This window comes from Erysipelothrix anatis (assembly GCF_009828745.1).
Taxonomy (GTDB): Bacteria; Bacillota_I; Bacilli_A; order Erysipelotrichales; family Erysipelotrichaceae; genus Erysipelothrix; species Erysipelothrix anatis.
The window spans coordinates 88,497-111,020 of record NZ_WTSX01000002.1 but is presented as its reverse complement, the minus strand read 5'-3'; the positions used below and the strand labels follow the sequence as shown (position 1 = coordinate 111,020).

General features: G+C 39.2%; 23 protein-coding genes. 17 read left to right on the top strand and 6 right to left on the bottom strand.

Going from position 1 to position 22,524, the window contains the following annotated elements:
* Positions 1-3: 3 nt before the first annotated feature.
* The 7 genes from GVV19_RS02030 (at position 4) to GVV19_RS02000 (ending at position 6,965) form a co-directional block, all read left to right on the top strand.
* On the top strand, positions 4-1,938 hold the full coding sequence (locus tag GVV19_RS02030) for a heparinase II/III family protein (protein WP_159645136.1): 1,935 nt from the start codon (positions 4-6) through the stop codon (positions 1,936-1,938).
* Between the two features lie 8 nt (positions 1,939-1,946).
* Positions 1,947-3,074 carry a glycoside hydrolase family 88 protein gene (locus GVV19_RS02025; protein ID WP_159645133.1) on the top strand — a complete coding sequence of 376 codons (1,128 nt, stop codon included), beginning with the start codon at positions 1,947-1,949 and terminating at the stop codon, positions 3,072-3,074.
* A 212-nt stretch (positions 3,075-3,286) separates the two neighbouring features.
* The gene (locus GVV19_RS02020) at positions 3,287-4,120 is read left to right on the top strand and encodes a hypothetical protein (RefSeq protein WP_159641743.1); all 834 of its coding nucleotides are present in this window, start codon (positions 3,287-3,289) and stop codon (positions 4,118-4,120) included.
* Between the two features lie 17 nt (positions 4,121-4,137).
* Positions 4,138-4,974, top strand: coding sequence for a 5-dehydro-4-deoxy-D-glucuronate isomerase (kduI, locus tag GVV19_RS02015; RefSeq protein ID WP_159634968.1), 837 nt, complete (start codon positions 4,138-4,140; stop codon positions 4,972-4,974).
* 105 nt (positions 4,975-5,079) lie between these two features.
* Positions 5,080-5,643, top strand: coding sequence for an SIR2 family NAD-dependent protein deacylase (locus GVV19_RS02010; protein WP_159645131.1), 564 nt, complete (start codon positions 5,080-5,082; stop codon positions 5,641-5,643).
* Complete coding sequence (locus GVV19_RS02005) at positions 5,640-6,188, top strand: SIR2 family NAD-dependent protein deacylase (protein ID WP_159645128.1); 549 nt, start codon at positions 5,640-5,642, stop codon at positions 6,186-6,188. Before GVV19_RS02010 ends, GVV19_RS02005 begins: the two co-directional genes overlap by 4 nt.
* Before the next feature lie 30 nt (positions 6,189-6,218).
* Positions 6,219-6,965, top strand: coding sequence for an NUDIX domain-containing protein (locus GVV19_RS02000; protein WP_159634977.1), 747 nt, complete (start codon positions 6,219-6,221; stop codon positions 6,963-6,965).
* 14 nt (positions 6,966-6,979) lie between these two features.
* Here GVV19_RS02000 and GVV19_RS01995 read toward each other — a convergent pair whose 3' ends face one another.
* A complete protein-coding gene (locus GVV19_RS01995; RefSeq protein ID WP_159641746.1) occupies positions 6,980-7,225 on the bottom strand; it encodes a hypothetical protein in 246 nt (81 codons plus the stop codon).
* A 134-nt stretch (positions 7,226-7,359) separates the two neighbouring features.
* On the opposite strand from GVV19_RS01995, the gene mnmE reads away from it, so the two are divergent.
* Together mnmE and GVV19_RS01985 are read left to right on the top strand one after the other, a co-directional pair.
* Positions 7,360-8,697, top strand: coding sequence for a tRNA uridine-5-carboxymethylaminomethyl(34) synthesis GTPase MnmE (gene mnmE, locus GVV19_RS01990; protein WP_159641747.1), 1,338 nt, complete (start codon positions 7,360-7,362; stop codon positions 8,695-8,697).
* Positions 8,698-8,704: 7 nt separating this feature from the next.
* Entirely contained in the window at positions 8,705-9,490 is a 786-nt protein-coding gene (locus GVV19_RS01985; RefSeq protein ID WP_159645126.1) for a TatD family hydrolase, read from the top strand.
* A gap of 741 nt (positions 9,491-10,231) precedes the next feature.
* On the opposite strand, the gene GVV19_RS01980 is transcribed toward GVV19_RS01985, so the two are convergent.
* From GVV19_RS01980 to GVV19_RS01960, 5 genes are all read right to left on the bottom strand, one after another.
* A complete protein-coding gene (locus tag GVV19_RS01980) occupies positions 10,232-11,233 on the bottom strand; it encodes an N-acetylglucosamine kinase (protein ID WP_159645124.1) in 1,002 nt (333 codons plus the stop codon).
* Between the two features lie 85 nt (positions 11,234-11,318).
* Complete coding sequence (locus GVV19_RS01975; protein WP_159645122.1) at positions 11,319-12,263, bottom strand: N-acetylglucosamine kinase; 945 nt, start codon at positions 12,261-12,263, stop codon at positions 11,319-11,321.
* 17 nt (positions 12,264-12,280) lie between these two features.
* Positions 12,281-13,267, bottom strand: a complete 987-nt coding sequence (locus GVV19_RS01970) for an SAM-dependent methyltransferase (protein WP_159634995.1) — start codon at positions 13,265-13,267, stop codon at positions 12,281-12,283.
* Between the two features lie 99 nt (positions 13,268-13,366).
* Positions 13,367-14,044, bottom strand: coding sequence for a methionine ABC transporter permease (locus GVV19_RS01965; protein ID WP_166082574.1), 678 nt, complete (start codon positions 14,042-14,044; stop codon positions 13,367-13,369).
* Entirely contained in the window at positions 14,044-15,066 is a 1,023-nt protein-coding gene (locus tag GVV19_RS01960) for a methionine ABC transporter ATP-binding protein (protein ID WP_159641751.1), read from the bottom strand. The genes GVV19_RS01965 and GVV19_RS01960 overlap by 1 nt, the downstream gene beginning before the upstream one ends.
* Positions 15,067-15,499: 433 nt before the next feature.
* On the opposite strand from GVV19_RS01960, the gene GVV19_RS01955 reads away from it, so the two are divergent.
* From GVV19_RS01955 to ispE, 8 genes are all read left to right on the top strand, one after another.
* Positions 15,500-16,831 carry an aldehyde dehydrogenase family protein gene (locus tag GVV19_RS01955; RefSeq protein WP_159645120.1) on the top strand — a complete coding sequence of 444 codons (1,332 nt, stop codon included), beginning with the start codon at positions 15,500-15,502 and terminating at the stop codon, positions 16,829-16,831.
* Positions 16,832-16,842: 11 nt separating this feature from the next.
* Positions 16,843-17,766 (top strand): hypothetical protein, encoded by a 924-nt coding sequence (locus GVV19_RS01950; protein ID WP_159641753.1) that lies wholly within the window; start codon positions 16,843-16,845, stop codon positions 17,764-17,766.
* A gap of 69 nt (positions 17,767-17,835) precedes the next feature.
* A complete protein-coding gene (locus GVV19_RS01945; RefSeq protein ID WP_159645117.1) occupies positions 17,836-18,750 on the top strand; it encodes a hypothetical protein in 915 nt (304 codons plus the stop codon).
* Between the two features lie 42 nt (positions 18,751-18,792).
* On the top strand, positions 18,793-19,263 hold the full coding sequence (locus GVV19_RS01940; RefSeq protein ID WP_159645115.1) for a QueT transporter family protein: 471 nt from the start codon (positions 18,793-18,795) through the stop codon (positions 19,261-19,263).
* Between the two features lie 164 nt (positions 19,264-19,427).
* The gene (locus GVV19_RS01935; RefSeq protein ID WP_159645113.1) at positions 19,428-20,231 is read left to right on the top strand and encodes a 3D domain-containing protein; all 804 of its coding nucleotides are present in this window, start codon (positions 19,428-19,430) and stop codon (positions 20,229-20,231) included.
* Between the two features lie 67 nt (positions 20,232-20,298).
* Complete coding sequence (gene rnmV, locus GVV19_RS01930) at positions 20,299-20,844, top strand: ribonuclease M5 (RefSeq protein ID WP_159645111.1); 546 nt, start codon at positions 20,299-20,301, stop codon at positions 20,842-20,844.
* Entirely contained in the window at positions 20,841-21,656 is an 816-nt protein-coding gene (gene rsmA, locus GVV19_RS01925; protein WP_159641758.1) for a 16S rRNA (adenine(1518)-N(6)/adenine(1519)-N(6))-dimethyltransferase RsmA, read from the top strand. Before rnmV ends, rsmA begins: the two co-directional genes overlap by 4 nt.
* On the top strand, positions 21,649-22,482 hold the full coding sequence (ispE, locus tag GVV19_RS01920; RefSeq protein ID WP_159641761.1) for a 4-(cytidine 5'-diphospho)-2-C-methyl-D-erythritol kinase: 834 nt from the start codon (positions 21,649-21,651) through the stop codon (positions 22,480-22,482). Before rsmA ends, ispE begins: the two co-directional genes overlap by 8 nt.
* The last annotated feature ends 42 nt before the right edge of the window (positions 22,483-22,524 follow it).

Here is a 22,524-nt window from a genome sequence, read left to right as displayed (position 1 = left end):
TCTATGCATGATTCATTTGTTGGTAATATTAATTTGACACGTCACAAATTAAAACAAACATTAATGGTTCTCGACAGTACGGAACGGCGTGCACTTATCGCACGTGCAGATCTTTTACTTACAGATACGTTTGTGTTTGATAATGAATGGGATATGGAACGTTCTCATGAACCAATTAACCTACCCAAAATGGATCGTGAATGGAACTATGTCCATAATAGTGATCTAGAATGGTCGTATATGTTTCACCGTCATACATTCTTAAATGATTTGTGGGCTGCCTATGCGCTAACAGACGATTTTAAATACATCGCCTATCTCATGGATTTTATTGATTTATGGATTCTGGAAAATCCGCATACAGAAGCAAATCATCCATTCAGTTGGCGAACAATAGATACCGCCATTCGCATGAACAATTGGATTCGGATTATTGATGCATTACGCGTGATGGAAGTTTTGGATACACAATGGGCAAACCGTCTTTGTGTGTCATTGGATGAGCAGGCTAAGCATGTCTCCGATAATCTCAGTATCATCCGTGCACAGAGTAATTGGGTTGCAATTGAAACTAGTAGTGTCATTGTCTACGAAATATTTAGATATCACGATGCGTCCAAACGAAGTACTTATAAAAATGCAGTATCGTTGCTGCAACTCTGTATGAAGCTGCAGATTAACCGTGATGGACTCCAGTGGGAACAATCGTTTATGTATCATCATGAGGTCTTAATGGTCTTACTCCAAGCATTATGGATTCAAAAGCAAAATGGGCTAAAGTCACACAGTCTTTTCCTTGAAAGTGCGGAACTGATGACCCGTGCTTCAGAAAACCTACGACGTCCAGATAGTACCCAAAGTAATTTTGGAGATAGCGATGTCGAGGTTATGGATGGAATTCTGGCTTTTGCGCAAACAGTTTTGGGTCGTGATGTCGAAGGAGCAAGAGGAAATCTCTTTTCAGTCATGCTCTCAGGGATTAACGAAACCGCAAGCGATGTAAATTCAGCATTAATCTCGACGCATATGTATGAGTCTGGAATTTCTATCATTAAGCATGCAGCATCTGGAAACTTTCTTATGTTTACGCATGGTCCGTTAGGAGGGGGACATGGTCATGATGACTTGTTGCATTTAGAACTTATGTACCGTTTCAAACCGGTCCTTATTGATTCAGGAAGATTTACCTATTTTGAAGCCAATCAATCACGTCTAAAATTTAAGAGTTCACGTGCCCATAATACTGTTTTATTGGATGATCAGGACTACAATGAACATAAAGATGCATGGGATACATTAAAGAACGTTGCGGCAGAGAACCGTGAATTCATTGATGGATCACGTCTCACTTATTTAAAGGCTGGCCACTTTGGGTATAGTACTGTCGCCAATGCTGTATATGTTCAACGTGAGGTAATTGCGTTAGAAGATATGCGGATTCTCGTCATTGATACGTCTCACGGTCAACAAAATCGAGCATTAACCCATCATTTTATCTTTAATTCAGAGGATGTCACCATTTCAGGACAGACAGCAATCCATAATGAAACCGGGTATCAAGTTCAAAGTTTTGGTTCAACACAGCCATGGATTCAAGAAACAACAGAAGTTTCAGAAACTTATAATAAAAAAAGAGAAACAGTCCGCATCATTAAAAAACATGCGGAACAAAAAGCAGTCACATACTTAAGTCCTGTGCAGTATCAAGATATCACGAGTGTACCGGTCTATGACGAACACGGAGCACTTATTGATCCGACTATTGTGAGTTGTTATCGCTTCGAGATTGATACAGTATACGAACATGTTTTGATACAACACCAAGAGCCTCAAGATGGCCGCAAGGTCTACGTGGTTTCAGGTCATTATTTTTACGGAACACTCATTCATTTTGTGACTGATGGCGAGTCCCTTATTTATGAAGAAAAACTACGATAGGAGTACTTATGACAGCAGAAATAATAAAGCAAGCGTTGGATCGTGTAGCAATCCAAACAGCATTAAATATGGAATATTTTGAAGACACATTTCCGTCGGCTTCGACACTTCAGAACCAATATCAGAAGGTAAAAAATGAAGATTGGGTAGAAGGTTTTTGGACAGGTATATTGTGGATGATGTTTGAATATCAACAACAACCAGTTTATCGTGAGATGGCACAACGTCATGTCATCTCATTTATAGATCGTATGGACCGTAATATTGTGCTTGACCATCATGACATGGGATTTCTTTATTCGTTATCGTGTGTGGCATCATACCGCCTAACAGGAGATGAAGCAGCGAAAGAAGTTGCCCTTAGAGCTGCAGACAAACTCATCGCAAGATGGCACGAAAATCCAGGTTTTATCCAAGCGTGGGGTGCTAAAAATGATCCTCAAGAACATCGCTTTATTATTGATTCGCTCTTAAATCTACCCCTTTTATATTGGGCCAATGAAGAAACTGGAATTAGTGAGTATCGTGACATAGCTGATCGACATTATCAAATTTGTTTAACGTACCTCATACGAGATAACGGGAGTAGTTATCACACCTATTACGTTGATCCAATAACACACATTCCAAGTCATGGATTGACGCGTCAAGGGTTTAGTGATGACTCGTCATGGGCCAGGGGGCAAGCGTGGTCAATTTATGGAATTGCTCTTGGCTATAAACATTATCCGCTGACTGAGACCATGAGCCAATTTATGGCAGTTACTGACTATTTTCTCGAAAAATTACCAGAGAACCAGGTCGCTTACTGGGATTTGATTTTTAATGATGGATCAGACCAACCGCGTGATAGCAGTGCGGCTGCAATTGCGGTATGCGGTATGCTCGAGATGCTACCCCATATCACAGATAGCGACTATAGGAAAAAGACAGAGTCAGCAGTTGATGCAATTATGCTTAGCCTCATCAAAAATTATGCCAATAAAAAACCGGAGAAGGGTCATGCGCTTCTTAATGAAGGTGTATATTCGTGGCATGACAATTTTGGCATAGAAGAAGGAAATATTTGGGGAGATTACTTTTATGTTGAAGCTCTGATGCGCCTCAACAATCCGTCATGGAAGCCATACTGGTAACAAAAACACATATTTATATAACCGGTTTACTAGTACTGTTTACTAAATAATTGCGATACTGCACGTTATTCGCAATCTATTGCCTGAACCCGGCAGTTCTACAAAAAGTATATGGTATGATAGAAATGTAGTTGCATGTGTCGTTGCGTTGAATATAACGAAACATGAAGCATATGCCATCACAATTAACCCTATTGGTAAAAGGAGAATCTATGATTAAATTAGGTATTTACAACAAAGACAATCAGATCGTACGTGAAAAATTTGATCCTAAATATGAATTGCCAGATCGTTTACTGTATGGCGAATCGGAAGATGCGGTTCACATTGGAAGTCGCAAAATTGCACTTCAAGAAGGAGATTTTATTCGCCTTGAAGTTGATCAGCCTAATCAATACGTTTGGGTCAAGTTCGATGACACATTCGAACCCAGCCTTGTCTACATTAAAGATGCAATAACATGGGATTATCAAATACCATTTGAACAATTAGAACGTAGTGCTTTGAAAGATACATCATTCACCGGAAATGGTCACTATATTTATGCACGTTATGCCTATGATTTTGAAATTAGTCAGTATCGCAACTTGGCATTAAACCGCCACGCAGAATATCTCAACAAAGGGGTATACCCACATGCCTCAGCCAATGTGGAAACGCGAAATGACCCAACTTTCTTTGCTCGTAATGCAATTGATGGTGTTTGGGCTAATGATGATCATGGAGCGTACCCATATCAATCTTGGGGTATTAACCAACAAGATGATGCTGCGCTAACGATTGATTTTGGACGTGAGATTGTGACAGATATGATTAGTATTACGTTGCGCTGTGATTTCCCTCATGATACGTGGTGGAATCAAGTATCGATGTCATTTGATGATGGATCCGAAGCAGTCTTTGAGACCGTTAAAACGGATGCCCGTCAAGTCTTCAAATTCGAAGCAAAAACCATTACGTCACTAACAATGCATTCATTGATTAAAGGAGAGCCAGGACCATTCCCAGCCCTCACCCAACTTGAAGTTTTCGGAACAAACAAATAAGATAAGGAGCCTTTATTATGAAATTAGAAACACGCTATGCAGCAAGTCCTCGTGAAATGGAGCGTTTAAATACAACCGAATTACGCGAACAATATTTGGTTGAGTCAATCTTTATTCCTGGAGATATCTTGTTAACATATACGCACAATGACCGTATGATTTTTGGTGGTGTAACACCAACAACGACACCATTAGAAATCGTCTTAAGCACAGAACTCGGTGTGGATTACTTTCTAGAACGTCGTGAATTAGGTGTCATCAACATTGGTGGTAGTGGATCCATCACGATTGAAGGTGAAACGTTCGCCATGGAAAAACAAGATGGTTTCTACATTGGAAAAGAAACTAAAGACATTCAATTCATGTCAAACGATGCAAGTAACCCAGCAAAATTCTATGTTGTCTCGGTACCTGCACATAAAAAATATCCAAACGTTAAAATTAGCATAGATCAAATTACACCACGCCTTGCAGGTGAAGCAAAGAGCATGAACGATCGCGAAATTTTCCAGTATATTCATCCAAATGTATGCGAAAGTTGCCAACTTCAAATGGGATATACGATTTTAAAGGAAGGTTCATCATGGAATACCATGCCAAGTCATACTCACGAACGTCGCATGGAAACGTATCTTTACTTTGATATTCCCGAAGGAAACCGAGTGTTCCATTTTATGGGTCAACCTCAAGAAACACGTCATTTACTCGTATCAAATGAACAAGCATGTATCTCACCAAGTTGGTCAATCCATACGGGTGTAGCGACATCAAACTACTCATTCATCTGGTCAATGTGTGGGGAAAATATTACATATGACGACATGGACCATGTCGCAATGGAAGACTTACGTTAATCAAAAAGGATACGTTGTATCCTTTTTTTGTGCTTGTGCATTTGAACTGACTATCCCCGGAACTTGCGTATAATGGATATTAAGACGAGGAGACGTAAAAAATATATGATTATAGCATTAACCGGAGCTGGAATTAGTAAAGCTTCAGGACTTAAAACATTTGATGAGATGCCGGAGGTCCGTCAAATGTTGAATAAAGAATTCTTAGAAAATAATCCCGATGCATTCCGTAACTCCGTATACAACATGCATGATTTGTTCATGGTTGCAAAACCCAATGATGCACATCTTGCATTAGCTGAATATGGTGTTCAAATATTGACTATGAATGTTGATGGATTGCATGAAAAGGCTGGAAGTAAGCCGATTAACTTACACGGCACAATTCCGACACAATTTCAAATCGATAATGATTTAGACCTAGAAAATCGTCCCGTACTCTATGGTGAAACAGCTCCAAACTATCCAAAAGGCATTGAGGCTATTAAAAAGTTAGGAAAAGATGATATACTTTTAGTAATAGGAGCATCGGAGTATACCGTCATATCCAATGACATTCGCCGCATTGCAGCAGAAAATGGCGCCCATGTTATTGAAATTCAACAGAATGCGGTAGCGAATACTCGAATTGTTCTAGAGAATCTTATAAAGGCGGGTATACAAGTATGATATTAGCATTTACAGGAGCAGGAATTAGTAAAGACTCAGGCATTAACACATTCATGGAGATGCCTGAAGTGCGTGATCGTTTGTACCGGACATTTGCGACGGCACATCCTCATGAGTATCAAGAAACGATTCGTGACCTTGTAAATGCAGTAAAAAATGCGGAACCTAATGATGCACATCGCGCTCTTGCGGAATACAAAATTCCAATCATTACGATGAATATTGATGGGTTGCATGAACGTGCCGGAAGTACCCAAGTTCTTGAAGTTCATGGAGTACTCCCTTCTGAAGATGAAATTGAGTATGCACATGAACTCTTTCATAAGCCCGTTCTTTATGGCAATCCAGCACCCAATTATGCCAAAGCAATTCAGAAAGTTTCAAAATTAGAATCTGGAGATATTCTTTTGGTGATTGGTGCATCGCGTTATACACAAATTGCCGTTCAGATACGTGAAATCGCTTATATGAATGGCGCTAACATCATAGAAATTCAAGATGATGCAACTTCAAAAGTACGAGATTTTCTATCACGAAATGCTTGATGGGGATAGACAAGCCCTAAAGGAGGATGTATGGAAACAACGATATTAGGTCGCACAGTAAAAGTTAAGATACACCGCCCAATGGGAAGTATGCATCCTGTTTATAGTTCGTTGCTTTACGAACTAAATTATGGTGAGGTAGAGGGTGTATATACACATGATAACGAACTCCAAGACGCTTACTTAGTTGGTGTTGAAGGGCCAGTGTCAGAATTTACGGGACAAGTTATCGCTGTTATTCATCGTGACAATAGTCCAATTACGAAATGGGTAGTGGCTCAAGAGGGGGCTATTTTCTATCATGACGACATTTTACGGCAAGTAAACTTTCAAGAACAGTACTTCAATATTACGATTGATGCACTCTATAAAGTATCGGCTGGGTTTTTAGTATATCGTGAACATCCTGAGCGTGAATACTTGTTGATTCGACTCCAAGACCAAGAGAACTGGTCATTACCTAAAGGACGTATCAAACGTGATGAGTTATCATGGGATACCGCAAATCGTGAGCTTTACGAAGAAGTAGGATTATCGGTTGACAGTGTCGAGACAACGCATTTTGTACTAGAGTACGACTACCGTGATCAGTATCATAAGAAAATCATTCTGTATCTGGGGTCTATCGACACCGAACAAGAAGTTATGAAACATCCAAAAATTGAAACATATGCATGGATGTCATATGATAAAGCCTATCAAGCGGTTGCAGGAACCTACTGGGAATCTATCATTGTTTCTGCAGAACAATGGCTCAATCCAATTCCATTACAATAAAGACATTCGTCAGATTAATACGATCTTCCGAATGTCTTTATTGTGATATAGATAAAACCCAAAATATTGACGAAAACTGCGATTAATGCCAACGACTGAAAAAAAGGCAAGGTAAATCCAATTTGATCGTATAGTGTTGGATAGTTCATGTTTAAATTGAAACCAATAAGTGACGTAAGAATGACATAACATGCCGCCGTAACGACACAGTTAAAAACGATGATTAAAATAAGAATGTAACGATTTTTGTTATAAATCATAAGCCCCTCCATTAAATACAGTATAAAATGAGAATGTAGTCTTAAGATGTGAAACTGAACAAAAACGCCACAATGAAATCGTATGTCATAGCATTCAGTTTGATTAAACAAAGAAATATCCTTATAATTAACCTATGATAACAGATACAATAGTTTCAATCATTACGGCACTTCAAGAAAGTGCTATATCCGTAATTCGGTTGAGTGGTGTTGAGGCAATCGCCTATGCCAATCAACTTTTTTCTCGTGATTTAACAAAGGCAGAATCGCATACTGTGCAATACGGACACATCGTTGATCCTGTCACAAACAATGTCGTGGACGAGGTTTTAGTGAGTGTTTTTAAAGCGCCTAAAACATACACACGAGAAGACGTCGTAGAGATAAGCTGTCATGGTGGTGTATTAGTAACAAAGAAAGTATTAGAACTATGCTTATCGGTAGGTGCTCGAATGGCAGAGCCAGGAGAATTTACCCAACGCGCCTTTTTAAATGGACGGATTGACTTATCACAAGCGGAATCTGTCATGGAATTAATTCAAGCTCCCAATGAATTTGCGCAAGAGATGGCAATTTCAGGAGTTCAAGGAAGTGTTAAAAAACTGATTGATCCCCTGCTCGAGCGATTGATTCAAATAATTGCAAATATCGAAGTAAATATTGATTACCCTGAATACGATGATGTTCAAGTGCTAACCGAGGATGTAATTTTACCGTTGTCAAAAGAATTCTTATCGGATTTAGACCGTATCTTAAAAGAATCAAAGAGTGGTCGAATCATGAAAGAAGGCGTTAAGACGGTTATCCTTGGGAAACCAAATGTTGGAAAATCAAGCATTCTTAATGTACTCTTAGACGAAGAAAAAGCTATTGTGACGGATATAGCCGGAACAACCCGAGATCTTGTGGAAGGGTGGATTCGTCTCGAAAACGTTGCCCTTCATCTTGTGGACACAGCTGGACTTCGAGAAACTGGAGATGTAATCGAGCGTATTGGAATTGAGAAGAGTCGCAAGGCTCTCGAATCCGCAGAGTTAGCTATCTTAGTGTTTGATGCGTCAAAAAAACGTGACCAAGAAGACCTAGAATTACTTGAAGCAACAAAAAATAAAGAACGAATTATCGTCTACAATAAGCAAGACCTCATTCAAAGTCATGATGAAGAGGGTGTTTACGTGAGTGCGTTAGATGGGGATGTGGATGCCTTAAAGGAGGCTATAAACGTTCGTTATGTTGAACATACTAAAGCTTTAAGCAAACCAACATTGTCCAATCAGCGTCATATCGCAGCAGTTCAACGCAGTTATTTGGCAATGAAACGTGCGATTGAAGCCTTGGAATTTGGAATGGAACTTGATCTTGTTACGATTGATCTTAATGAATCGTATGTGGAATTGGCTTCCGTTGTAATGGCAAAAGAGGACATCAATGTCTTGGATGAAATCTTTGCTAGATTTTGCCTTGGAAAGTAGGAATAATATGGAATTAGGATGGATTGATTCACACGCCCACATCGCAAGTGACCCTTTGTTTGAATCATTTGATGAGATTGTGGTCCGCGCACAAGAGATGGGAATTACCAAAATAAATATCATTTGTGGAACATTAGCTGAAATAGAACGTGCACTTTCAAAAGTCGAAGGGAATCCCTTGTTTGATTTATCGGTTGGTGCTCATCCTATGGAACTGAATTCATTGCAAGAATCAGAACTGCAAGCAATGGAGGCGTATTATACGCACCCACAAGTAGTTTGTGTTGGTGAAATCGGTATTGATTACTATTGGGATGATTCGTATAAGGCCCACCAAGAAGCAATGTTGATTCGTCAAATCGAATTAGCGAATAGGTATGAACTTCCTGTTGCCATTCATGTTCGTAATGAAAAAGACGGAAGTGATGCAATTGATGATGTGATTCGGATTTTTAAAGAACATCCTGTAAATCATCACGGTGTCATTCATTGTTATACTGATTCGGTTGAAAATGCGAAAACACTTTTAGATATGGGATTTTATCTCGGATTTGGTGGTGTTGTTACCTTTAAAAATGGCCAAAATGTACGCGATGCATTAGACGTTACGCCGATAAACCGAATCCTAACGGAAACAGATTCGCCGTACTTAGCACCAGTTCCAATGCGTGGTAAGCAAAATGAACCAGGGTTTGTATCCTATGTAGGAAAACATATGAACAATCACTTTGGAAAAGATATGCGCGAACAACTTCAAGAGAACTATAAGCGTCTCTATACAAAGACAAAATAAAAAATCTGAATGTAGTGAACTCCGAATTCTGGTGGGTTCAATGAATTAATATAATCAAGGATTGATTTCTGTGTCAACGGAAGTTAATCCTTTTTGTTTATCACAAATTGTGTTTGTTGCCGTATTGTAAGATACAATCGGAGATAGTGAAGTTATGAAAGAAGTTAGACTAAACGTATTCTTTGATAAATTATTTAAAGATTGAGTCGGTTTTAAAATGCATAAATCCCACTTAAACATGAAAAATCACAACATGAGCTAGAACATATTTTCTTTATATAGTTCACGACATACAATAGTCATATAGTAGAAGGGTAAATCAGATAATGGAAGAAAAAGATAAATATGTAACATACGAAATGTTGAGCCTTTATTTAACTAATATATTATTGCTAATTATTATCGCATTTTTATATATTTTGCATAATTTCACCGGTTCCATGTTATTTATTTATATTTCGCTTGTTGTTTCTTTATTTTTATTTATAAATATTAGTAAAGTCAGACGCAAAATGAAAAGGAAATGATATAAAAAGCATTTTAATTTTTGTCTACTTTCAAGCGCTAGACCATCTAACAAGATTTATATCAACAACGATGCCACACAAAGACAAAATAAAAGACTCCATATGGAGTCTTTTGCTTTATAAGCCTATATCATAGACTTGATGTGTACGATGACAACCATCGTGTTAGGAGCAATGGTTGTTGTTATTGCCAAAAGATTGAGAAAAAGGAAGGTCAATTGGCAATGCTTTGTTTTAAATTATAGATAATCTGGGGTGTTACGGATATAGATGCAGTTTTGAACCCTAAAATAACACTACCAAGGGAGGGTTCGAAAACAGGGGCAACAATTTCTACATTCAAGTCGCTTAATGCTTCTTTGAAAGGATCAAGTATAAAGACGCCACTGTTGAAGACACCGCCGGCATAAGAGACACGGACAGTATCTTTGAAATTAAGATTGGTATAAATACTACGAACCAGGCTAGCGAGTTCTGTTCCTGCTTCTTCAAATAGTGCTATAGCATAGGGGTCGCCAATCTTTGCAAGAACTCCAATATCTGTTGCCAGTTGTGCAATAATGGTTCGGTTATCACCATGTTCAATCACAAATTTCTGAATTAAATCAGAATCCTCTTTAAAGCTATGCTTCTGTTTCATGTATTCATAGAGTTCGGTCCGAGGCAGGCGGCCATCACTTTGTTTGGTAAATAATTGCATGTAATGTTGCGCAATCCAAGCAGCACTACCCTCATCACCACCGAAGGTATAATACCAACCGCCACTTGTATAGCGGTTTCCGTTATCATCAATACCGAGACCGATTGAACCGGTACCAGCAATGACACAGATGCCATGATCATCTGCTAGTGATCCTGCAAGTGCGTTATCAGTATCGTTACCAACAGCATGTGGAACATCTGCCAAAGCACGCGCAATACTAGCTTCAATCTGTTTCATATCTTCAGCAATATTACCGTATCCTGGGCAGCCGACGAAACAACCCGTGATTTCATTTAGAGAAATACCGCTATCATGAACCACTTTTTCTAATCCAGCTTTAAGTGTATCGTGAAGCCCTTCTAATCCGACTTGAAGGTAGTGAATTGTAGGGGTGATTAATTCGTGAATTATTGTGCCATCAGTTTGTACTAATGTAAATTTCGTTTTGGTGCCACCACCATCTATTCCAAGAATATACATAGGTCGTATGCTCGCTTTCTTTATTGAATTCATTATGTCATACCCAAGGAAAAAAGCGTATGTTTTACTTGTATAACCTCAAGATACTACAAGTATAATTCAAGATATAACAAAAAAACTATCGGTTGATAGTTTTCAAGTTATTCAAGATACGGGATGATAATGGAATGTTGGCATATTTGAAAGCGAGAATAACACTTCCGATATCCGGCGAAAAAACAGGAGCTTGTGTATTGGGGAAAACAGATTTGATGGGGTCGAGGATGAGATTCCCACTTTCGAAGACGCCTCCCGCATAAGAAACTCGGACAGATGCATCCGGTTCGAGACAACATGCTCTAATAATTTGAATAAGTTCAAAGGCTGCTTGTTGAAATATCTCAAGTGCGTACGGATCGCCTGCTTCTGCGAGGGTGTATACAACCCTAGAAAATGATGCAGTATGGGTGCGTTGATTGTGAAGAAGGATGGTATTTGGAGTAAGTGCTTCAGCATTGAAATGGTGTGTTAATGCTTGAACGGCTGATTGAAACATGTTTGATTGGGGATAACGCCCATCCATTTGTTTATGAAGTAGTGCGATGTACTGCGATGCAATCCAATAAGCACTACCTTCATCGCCGCCGAATGCATGATGCCAACCACCACTGATAATGCGCTTCTCACCAAGAACGCCCATGCCAATTGAACCCGTTCCGGCGATGATACATACGCCATCATGTCCCTGTAGTGCTCCAGCATGAGCATTTTCAATATCATTACCGACTCGGTGCTTAATGGGTCCCATAGCGTGCGCAATAGCATCTCGTATCGAAGCTTCGTCATCTTTAATATCGCCAAATCCGGGACAGCCAATATATGCATAATCAATGAGAGTTTCATGAAGCCCAGTTACTGAAAGAAGGTCATTAAGACCTTCTTTCATAATTTGAGTGATGCCATTGAGACCAACCTGCATATAGTGAATTGTAGGATATGTGTTGCGGTAGATGCTTTCTCCATACTGATTTGTGAGAATAAACGCTGTTTTGGTGCCACCACCATCAATTCCTAAATAATACATAGGACCTCCTGTTTTGATTAACGCTTGCGAACAATAACTGTAAACTCACTTCGGTTATGGAAAAGTTGACGTGCTGCTTCAATACGAACTGATTTACGTAATTGTGCAAGTGCGAGTAAGACATGGGTGTATTGGAAATTTTTCCCCATTTTAATTGTGATGATACCCCATCCATGATCTTCAAGATGTGATGCAACATTCGCAAAAAGTTCAACACTCAGTTTCGATGACATTTTCATATCATTGACGACCATGGCATACTTAGTATCATGCACTGAATCTAAGAAATGCTGTGCAGTATCTTTGTAGTGTGTGACACCTTTGAGTTTTGCGACACGTGGGTCAAGTTTTGCAGGGTCAACCGCAATGACATGGTATCCACGTTCTTGTAAGACCCACGTCCATCCACCAGGAGCTGCGCCAAGGTCAACAGCAAGCCCGTTAGGGTCCACTGGAATGTTGAAGACGTCAAATACTTCGCGGAGTTTAAACTCGGCACGTGAGATCAGTGCGAGATCACGTGAAAAGTGAATCATTCCTCCTGACCATTTTGATAGTTGGAGTTGTGGTGTATTGTAGCCGTAGTAGATGGTCCACTCATGGAAGTATAATGAAATGACACGTTCAGGGTTTTTAACATCGAGAGTATAGCCTTGAGCTACTAATTGGTCAGCCCAATCATTACGGAATGCAACTGCCTCTTCACGGAATGCTTTCTCTGAGCGGATCTGGATGGCGAATGAGTGGTTCTTGTCGATATGCGCACGTTCGATTAAATCGCCAGCGGTTTCAAAGGGTTCCTGATCGATGATTTCAAATAAATGACGGATGAAGACAATTGGTGTTGTACGGATAACTTCGTTGAGTTTATCAATTGGAAGTTTACTTTCTAATATTGCTTCGGTCTCCGTCAACCAAGTGAGCGTTCCCATTCCGGGGTGGTGCTTAATTTCGTAGATTAAATGTGATTGTGCATTTTCGTTACATGTAATGATATATTTCATAAGGTTCCTCAAGGTTTCTATTAACTGCACCCATCATACCATGTCAACGCTCAGAATAAAATTAGGGACAAAAGAAAACTCCACTTTTGTGGAGTTTCGTTAGTGTGTTGTCTTTTTAATGATAATATCACAGACAATTTGGATCACGAAGACAATCACAAGGATGACAATAACGCCAACCCATGTGACATCGGCCATTGAACGTCCATGTCCATATCGGATTACAAACGATGCAAGTCCACCACCACCTACGACGGCCCCAGATGCAGATAAGCCTAGAAGACTAATAAGTGTAATTGAGATAGATCTGAAGATGGAGGGAATACTTTCACGTAAATAGACTTTCCATATGATTTGGAGTCTTGATAAACCCATAGATTGCGCCGCCTCAATCAAGCCGCTGTCGACTTCTGAAAGCGAGAGATCTACTTGACGAATGAAGAAGGGCGTACATGCGACAATTAATGGGAAGATAACACCTTCGGCACCAATAATTGTTCCGGAAATGACACGTGTTAGTCCGGTTAAGACTGCAATTAAGATAACAAAAGGAATCGATCGGAACACATTCGTGAAAGCACTTAGAGTCTGATGAACAATTTTATTTTCATAAATCTTTCCAGGACCTGTAGTGACGAGAATAACTCCAAAAATAAGACCAAGAATGATGGAAAAGAATCCTGACACAGCAAGCATATAAACAGTTTCGATAATACTAATGATAAACTCGTCCCAGTTTGCTGCGACGTTGGGAGCAAGTGATGTAATAATTTCCATTATTTGTAGACCTCAACTTTCGCATCGATGGTTTGTAGATAATCAAGTGCTTCATGACGGCGTTCGCCAGATAAAATCACAACCATTGAGCCAATAATGTCATGCTTAATTACTTCAATATTCGCGAAGACAATCGAGGTATCAACATCAAAAACACGACTTATATATGAAATAGTGGAATCTTTTGTGCTTTCACCGTAGAAATCGATGCGAATCAATTCCTGGTCATCTGCGAGATTGATGATTTCGGGGTTGTCTTGGAAAATCTGATGCAGTTGGTTAATGTTTGTTGTATTTGCAACAAAGTCCTTGGAAATTTGTGCCTGTGGTTTTGAGAAAATGGAGACAACGTCACTAATTTCTTTTACTGATCCACTTTCCATAACTGCGACACGGTCACAAATCTCTTTAATGACATCCATCTCGTGGGTAATTACAACGATGGTAATACCAAGCTTTTGATTCAACGATTTAAGCAGAGTGAGAATAGTTTTTGTCGTTTGTGGGTCCAATGCACTTGTTGCTTCATCACACAGTAAAATTTTAGGGTCATTGGCGAGCGCACGCGCTATCGCGACACGCTGTTTCTGCCCACCAGAGAGTTGGGAAGGATAGACGTCTTGTTTTTCGGGAATTCCTACAAGTTCGAGTAATGACTCCGCTTTTGCGTTTTTATCAGCTTTACTCATTTTAGTATTATGCATTGCAAGCAAAACATTCTCTTTGACAGTGCGTGATGTCATGAGATTAAATTGTTGGAAAATCATCCCAATATCACGACGGTGCTCTAAGATTTCTTTTTGACTTAGATCGGTCATGATGGCTCCATTGACGATGACATCACCTTGGGTTGGTCTTTCTAATAGATTAATACAGCGTACGAGTGTACTTTTCCCCGCTCCACTGTATCCGATAATCCCAAAAATTTCACCCGCATTAATTTTGAACGAGGCATCTTTTACAGCATATAAAACGCTGTGATTGGTTTGAAATTCTTTTGTTACATTTTTAAATTCAATCATAGGAAGTCCTTTCTAATAATAAAAAGCGCCCATCCATAAGGATGAGCGCGCTCATGTTACCACCTTAATGCGCCTTATCCTCACGAATAAAGCCTTAACAAGTATACGAAATACTTACACGATAACGGGTGATCCGATATGATTTTGGTTTCCCTTGACCATATAGCTCCAAGTCCATTTTCCGTATCCGTTATTTATCTGTTCGCACCTTGTCAGACTCTCTTAGAAACACTTGATACATACTCAACTCTTCGTTGCTTTGATGTAATTATCATGCATCGCATAGAAATTGTCAAATTGTAAGCGGTAGTTTTTGGATTAATATGTATGAGTGGTTCAAAGATATGCGAAGAAGGCACATTGATGTATAATAAGAGTATTAATTAGTGATCGTCATCAAACGTGAGGTCACATTTCTGGGAAGGGGGATTCGATGGATATTATCGAAAGACAGCGTCACTATTATAAGGATGGGCATACGCTTAATCCAACGTGGCGAAAAGAACAATTACGTCGATTGAAAGATGCCATAAAAGACTACGAGCCTTCCTTATATATAGCGTTTGAAAAAGATCTTGGAAAACATGCACAGGAAGTCTACCTCACCGAGATTGCAATCGTGTATCGTGAGATAGATCATATGCTTAAGTATCTCCATAAATATCAGCGTCCTAAACGTGTTAGGACACCATGGATACTCGTTGGCCGACATAGTCAAATTCATCACCAGCCCCGGGGTAATATCCTCATAATGAGTCCCTTTAACTACCCATTCCAGCTTGCAATCATGCCTTTAGTAGGAGCAATAGCGGGTGGGAACACAGCAATCATAAAAACATCTGAACTGACACCACATGTTTCAGCAGTACTTAAAAATATGATTACATCCATTTACGATCCGGCGTTTGTCTGTGTCATTGAAGGCGATGTTCATGTCAATCAGGAACTTTTGAAAGCATCTTATGATTTAATTTTCTTTACGGGAAGTCCCCGTGTTGGGAAAATTGTAATGGAATACGCTTCCAAACATCTGACCCCTGTTGTATTAGAACTTGGCGGAAAGAGTCCAGCAATCGTTTTTGAAGATGCAAATCTGCGGCTTGCAGCACAACGAATTGCCTACGGAAAATTCGTAAATACAGGTCAAACTTGTATCGCTCCAGATTATGTTTTAGTCCATGAAAATATCAAAGAAAAATTCGTCCTATATATTAAGGAAGAGATTTTGAAGTTGTATGGTCCAAATCCGCGCGAAAATCCTGATTACGGACGGATTGTATCGGAATCTCATGCCCACCGTTTACAACAAATGATCGACGCAGAAAAAAACAATATTTTGTATGGTGGAATGTATGATGGTCGATATATAGAACCAACATTGATCGATAACGAGATTTATGACGACGAAATATTTGGTCCAATACTTCCAATCAAAAGTTTTCGAACAAAGACAGAAATTATTGCGACCGTTAATATGCATCCTAATCCGTTAGCCGTCTATGTTTTCACGAAGACACATCAAGCAATTATTGATGAACTAAGTTTTGGTGGCGGAATGATAAACGATACACTACTCCACATCACGAACGAAGCATTACCTTTTGGGGGTGTACGCACATCAGGGATTGGAAACTACCACGGGAAATATAGTTTCGAGACATTTACCCATCAAAAAGCGATTATGAAGTCGGGGAGTTTTCCCTTAACCATGATGATGCCACCTTATTCAAAGTGGTATCATAAATATATTAGAAAATTCTTTTAAGGAGAGAAATTATGAACAAAACAGAATTTATTCAGGATCTTGGGGTTATTGTTGGATCCAAAAATGACATCTACTTTATTATTCAGTATGATGCCAAAAAACGACTTAATACGTTACAAATTAATGTTGGAGATGAAGAAAATGGCGCATTCTTGGATTTTTTAGCCGGATATCGCGATTTTCATCCAGGAATTGGCTCACGCATTGAATTTCAAGGAAATATCAGTCGCCTCTATATACCGCTAGATTTTAGTCAGATTGACCAGGAAAACGAGCTCGACCAAATTCTTGAGGCAATTACCTTAGAACTCGCGACTCGTCGTTATATTCAACGTTGCGGTGTGAGTGGTCGTACAGATAATCTTGCAATCTACCGTCTTGATAACAATGTTGAAATTCTAAATGCCGAAGTTTACAACCAACGTGTCCGTGATTTCGAAGAAAACCGAAACAGTGGTTCTGAACGTTCACCTCTTGCCTATATTGGAGCTCTTGGAGGTGTATTACTGGGGATGGCGCTTTGGGTAATCGTGGGTCTGATTGGCTTTATCGTAGGTATCATTGGTGCAGTTATGATTCTGGCCGGAATCAAAGGCTATCAAATGTTTGGTGGAAAGAAATCAAAACAGTCCATTATCATCATTGCAATAATGTCCGTTCTTGGAATTGTTTTAGCAGAATACATTTCGATAAGTATTTCATACTATCAAGCGATTAATGGACTCATTCCCTATCAATACATATTATTTGATATTATGCCAACACTCATCCAAGAACCAGAAATCATCCGTATCATGCTCTTTGATATCTCATTTGGAATCTTGTTGTCATTACTCTCAACATGGTCACTTATTAAAGAAGAAATCAAATCTGTTGAAAACCCAACAATCTATTACGAAGTTTACCGTGATGTTGATACATCACACCAATTTTAGTTCTTTCACAAGATACTCAATCGAATCCGCGTGAAAGTATGCGACAATAAATACAAAAGGATGGTCACTATGATTCAACATATCAAAGAATTTAATCGCCACTATAACTACCTATCAGATATTGAAGGATTATATGGCAAACATGGGGGATACTATTTTACTGCGATACAACTCGATCAAAAAAATATGATCGGATTGACATTCTCAGTAACGGACGTGAATGCAATCTTGCCTGAAATTGAAGCACTTCGAGTACAATATGAGAGTATGCCTCATGGTGGGGTTTATACAGATGGTCCAGAGCTAATTGTAGAGCTAAACATGGTTAACATGAATGACTCGCAAGATCTTGTCGATATTGTGGAAGCAATCACAAAAGTGATGCGCAATCATAATTCACAAAACCAATGCTCAATTTCTGGAAGTACAGAGGATATCGGAATCTTCCGAATCGGAACTAAAATGTTTATCCTCAGTGAAGCAGCATATCGTGCCCAAGTTCATACCAACGAAGCACAATATAATCACAAAGAGCCAGCACCAATCGTTCCGTTCCTTGGAGCCCTTGGGGGTATGCTACTGGGTGTAGGGGTATGGATTCTTTTCTCAATGATTCGAATCGTCACAGGGCTTGCAGGTTACTTCATCTTGAAATTCGGATTAAACGGTTATGAAAAAATGGGTGGAAGCGTTACGAAACGCGTTGCCAAGATTTTAATTGGCCTATCCGTCGTTATGATTGTCTTTGCGCAAATACTCACGTATGCATGGCCCTTGTTCATGAATGGCGTGCCACTCTTCATGTCGTTTAGAATTGTGGTCGCACAGATTTTTAACGGATCCGTCGCAACCAATTTTATTATCAATATCGCAATTGGAATTGGATTATCATTGTGGTCAAGTTGGGGGCTAATCAATCACTTACTCAACTTTGCACCGACTTCAACAAAACGCGTTCGTCGTAAAAATAACCGTTTGCTCTAAACTAAGGGGTGGTGTAAAATAGAACCACTTAGGGAGTAAACTATGAAAACAAAAGATTTAGCAATACAAGCCATGATCGCTACAGTATACGTAGCAGTATCCTTGGCATTTCAACCATTATCATTTGGAGCCGTTCAAGTTCGGTTTGCCGAGCTGACGCTCTTACTGCTACTCATCAATAATAAACATGCAACAGGCATCGTTCTCGGATGTTTCATTACGAATCTGTTCAGTCCGCTTGGAATGGCAGATGTAATCTTTGGTACATTAGCAACAGCATTGACATGTTTCTTAATGGCAAAAACAGAAAATGATGTTTTGAAACTGTTATGGGCGGCCATTATTAATGGTGTCATCGTCGGTGCTGAACTCACCATATTATTTGGTGGAGTACCTTTTTTATTCAATCTTGCAACCGTATTCGCAGGAGAAATCATTGCAGTCTTTATTCCAGGAATGCTATTCAAAACAAACATCCGTAATAATAAGGCATTGCAACAATACTTCAATTAATCACATAATTTCCCACAATTAAGTTAATTATGATCAAACCCACTAAAACAGTGGGTTTTTTAATACATGCATTTTGATGACTTCATGAAAAAGTAACTTTTATTTGACCGCACGAGTGAGATTTGCTATATTTTCGTGGTCTTTTTCGAAAGGAGACAATTTTAATGAAGAAATACATAATGACTGTGGTTTTATTAGTCATGGTAACAATCATTAGCGGATGCGCCGTTAATGCGGATGCAACGCCACAAATAACCTATCCAAAACTGAATGAACTAACTGATACTGATGAGGAACCCTATAGGTTTGAGATCGAAACCGTAACGGAACCTTTAGAAGAACCAGGAATTGAAGAACGTGAAGCAAGTTACGTTGTTGACGGAGGTGCAGAATGGATTTATGCCAAAACTCAAGACGGAACAACTGGAACGAAAACTACAAAATACAAAAATATTTATAACAAAAAAGACGAATTATTATCACGTGTAGAAATTCCCGATGCTGTCGAAATTGCTGACACAACACCAACAGTTTATGAAGGTGGACAAAAAGCACAGGTTGATGCTTACTATCGTGCATCACGTATTACCCGTTACGGTGTTGACTGTAATGGCTGTAACATGGGTGCCAATGGGCGTGGATCTACAGCTCTTGGAATTGGTGTAGGACTTGACGAAGTACGTCAAAGTGACGGAACTTGGAGAAAAGGCCTAACCTATGATGGATATTATATTATCGCAACATCTGCAGCGATTCCTTTTGGAACAATTGTAGAAATTTCAAATCACACTGTTAGTGGTGCCGGAATTACACCAGGTGTTCCATTTCAAGCGATTGTAGCCGATCGTGGTGGGGCAATTACTGGAAGTAAGATTGACCTCTATGCAGGAAGTGAACACAACATGCTTATGTCACAAGGTGGTATGCAATCTGCCGATGTTCGTATTGTTGGAATGAACGGAATCTAATAAAAAAATAAACTGGGGGCCTAAGCTCCCAGTTTTCATCATTTTTCAAACATGATATAATATTAGTATGAAGAAACAACGAATCAAAGAGGTTATTGTTGTCGAAGGAAAACATGACCGTGAAAAGATACTCAAATGTATCGATGCAGATATTATTACATCTAGTGGTACCCATATGTCGCAAGAATTTTTGGAGTTATGCAAGAAGATGCATGCCTCTCGTGGTTTAATCGTCTTTACCGATCCGGATGGACCTGGTGAAATGATTCGCCGTCGGATTATTGAAACAGTAGGAACAACAAAACATGCATCCTTGCATGTACTACAAACCAAGAAAAAACAGAAAGTCGGGATTGAGCATGCAGATTGCGAGGATATCCTTGAGGCGCTCACTAAGGCGGCTACTTTTGACATTTACAATGAATCCATGACGTGGGGTGAATTTATTGATTGCGGCCTTTCAGGCCTCCCAGATAGCCAATTAAAACGGGACACACTATCTGAAGCATTACATTTCCCCAAGTCCAATGCAAAAACTACATTTAAGTATCTGAATATGATGAACATAGACGTAGCAACCTGCCGCACTATTTTGAAAGAGAGTAACCTATGAAAACAATTGCTAATTATTCCGTAAGTATGGAGTTGCTAAAACGATACGAACGTCGTGCCAAGAAGCACTTTGGTCAAAATTTTATTATTGATCCGTCAATCGTTAAAAACATTGCAGCCCACAGTGGTGAAAAAGGAACAGTCATTGAGATTGGTCCTGGTTTGGGTGCATTGACGCAACAACTTGCCGAACGCTATGACAAAGTCATTGCGTATGAAATTGATCCACATATGGTTGAAATTTTACAAGAGACGCTTGAAGACTACTCCAATATTGAAGTCATTCATCAAGATTTTTTAAAAGCGGATTTAAGTCATTTTACAGAACCTGTAACGGTATGTGCGAATTTACCGTACTATATTACAACACCGATCCTCTTTAAATTAATGGAATCAGTTCAAATGGTTGCGATGACCATAATGGTCCAAAAAGAAATTTCTGATCGCCTCACGGCGCTTCCAAATACACGAGACTATGCTGCACTTAGTATCCAAATGCAATACTATTTTGATATCAAGACCGTAATGCATGTATCCAAAGAGAGTTTCCATCCACGTCCAAATGTGGAATCAAGTGTTATTAAATTTACACCAACACACAATACGATGCCTTATGATGAGAAAGCATTCTTTAGTTTTGTAAAAAAATGTTTCCAGTTCCGACGTAAGACACTTACCAATAACTTGAAAACATTAGAACTTGAAGTAAATTACGCTGACGTATTAACAAGTTTGGGAATTAATCCAAGCATTCGTGCAGATGCGTTGAGCTTTGATGACTACCTAAGACTTTACGGAGCCTTGTATGCGTAAAAAAGCGTATGCAAAACTAACATTATATTTGCATGCGAAAGATCGAAAGGATGGCGTGCTACATTTTCAAAACATCACGGTGCCAATCGATCTTTTTGATATGGTTTATTTGGATAAGCATGAAACGATGCATATCGAGACGGATAAAACCTATCTTCCTAACGACAAACGAAATACTGTATATAAAACACTCATGATTCTTAAACGCACCTACAAAATAAGTGATAACTTTAAAGTTCGTATCGTTAAGAACATTCCAGCACAATCTGGTTTGGGTGGTGGAAGTGCCGATGCCGCAGCTGTTATTCATATGATTAATGATATGTACCAGTTACAGATGAGTGACCAAGCAATGATTGATGTTGCAGCACAAATAGATGAAGATACGCCTTTCTGCCTTTTTAACCGTCCGATGATTGTTGAGGGTGGTGGCGAAATTTTAACACCGGTGAAACTAGATTTGGATTTATTCTATTTGCTTGTAAAACCGGGATTTGGTGTTAGCACAAAATCATTCCTTAAGAAATTTGATAACTTTCAAGATCCTTTAGGTTTCCACCAAGTTCTTGAAGGTATAGAGACGAATAACTATCACCAAATTGTTGAACATACACACAATGATTTTCAACGTGCTGTCATTAAGCGTAATGGCCGCCTTCGGAAAGTAATACGTACCCTAAAAGAGGGAGACTTAGAAGGTGTCTGCATGAGTGGTAGTGGCACTACAATTTACGGATTAACGCAAGATTTAAGTAAGGCAATGACTCTATATAATAAAATCGTCTTTGACTACCCGTTCGTGAAATATGGCCGAATTGGGAAGTGAAAGACGCTTTCTTATGTTAAAATAAAATTGGAGGGCAATGAA